This is a genomic window from Bradyrhizobium guangdongense (assembly GCF_006483445.1).
Taxonomy (GTDB): Bacteria; Pseudomonadota; Alphaproteobacteria; order Rhizobiales; family Xanthobacteraceae; genus Bradyrhizobium; species Bradyrhizobium guangdongense_A.
Map to the genome: position 1 here is coordinate 1 of NZ_PPPT01000227.1, position 1278 is coordinate 1278.

Below are 1278 nucleotides of genomic sequence, written 5' to 3' on the forward strand. Positions count from 1 at the left end.
CCCACGGCTGTCCGGTTGGGCGATTAGCATAGACTGAGGCTCATCTGTCGATGATCTTGAAGGACGGGCTCGGGCACGTCCAGGTTTTGGATCGATCTGCGGTGCATGAGATTGGCGCGGACGAGCCTGGCGAAGACGAGCGGGCTTTGAACGGCTTTCTGAGCGGCTTGGGCCAGGCGGAGTAGCAGAAAGGCGATCAGCGCGACGGAGATCTGGATTCGCACGGCGTTCTCGGAAGTGCCCACGAAGCGGGTGATCTTCAGGGTCTGCTTGACCCAGCGGAAGAACAGCTCGATGGCCCATCGCCGGCGATAGAGCCCGGCAATGTCCTCGGCGGAGGCATCCAGGTCGTTCGACAGGATGCGCAGCACCTTGCCGGTGTCGGTCGTGATCCGCACCTCGCGCACGGCGTCCTGCATCGGATTGCGCCGGCTCTTGGCCTGACGCGCAGGCAAGAAGCCGATGCGGTCGGAGAGGATGTTGCTGCCGGGGGCGACCGGAAGCTCCTCGACGACGTTGAGCGGCGTATTGGATTTGAAGCGGGTGACGATCCGGCAACCGGCGTCGTCGAGCGTGGCCCACCAGAGATAGTCGTAATAGCCGAGATCGAAGACATAGGTCGCGCCCGGGTCGATCGGCATCTGATGGGCCGCCGTGATATCGTTGACGTTGGCCGCCGTGACCGCCGCATAGATCGGCCGATCCGCATCGGCGTCGTAGATCACATGGACCTTGGCGCCGCAGACCCCGGCCGAGAACCGCGCCCAATCGGCGCTATGCCCGTTCAGCCGCACGCTGGTGGCGTCGAGCAGATAGACTGCCTCGGCCATCTTGCGGCGCAAGCCGCGATGGGCCTGCTTCATCATCAGGGCCAAAAGGTCGGCAAACACTGCGGAAGGCCGGCCGGCGTTGGCGTCAGAGAGTGTCGAGCGCCGAACCGGCGTTGCGCCGAGGTGGTAAAGCCGCGCTCCGTGGCTTGAAAGACCCGTCACAATCTCGCGCAGCCCCGACGCCCCCGAAAGTTGCCCGTACAGCAACGCCACGAACTGCGCCTTGGTCGGCAGCCGCCGCACTCGCGCATCCGCATTATGTTCTTCCACAAGCGCTTCAAACTGACGCCACGGCATCAGCTTCAGGATGTCACGGAATACTGTATTGTGATGCGGCATGGCGCTGATCTCCTGTCGTGTCCCGGAACGCTTGCAGACGTCCAGAACTGACTAGAATCAACGCCATGCGCCTTGTCCAGAAAATCTAAGCCGGACAGCCGTGGGCTTG

The 1278-nt window shown here is 63.1% G+C and carries 1 protein-coding gene; it reads right to left on the minus strand.

Features of this window, described 5'->3' with window-relative positions:
- Nucleotides 1-23 precede the first annotated feature (23 nt).
- On the minus strand, nt 24-1169 hold the full coding sequence (locus tag C2U70_RS28960; RefSeq protein ID WP_433960718.1) for an IS4 family transposase: 1146 nt from the start codon (nt 1167-1169) through the stop codon (nt 24-26).
- Nucleotides 1170-1278 lie beyond the last annotated feature (109 nt).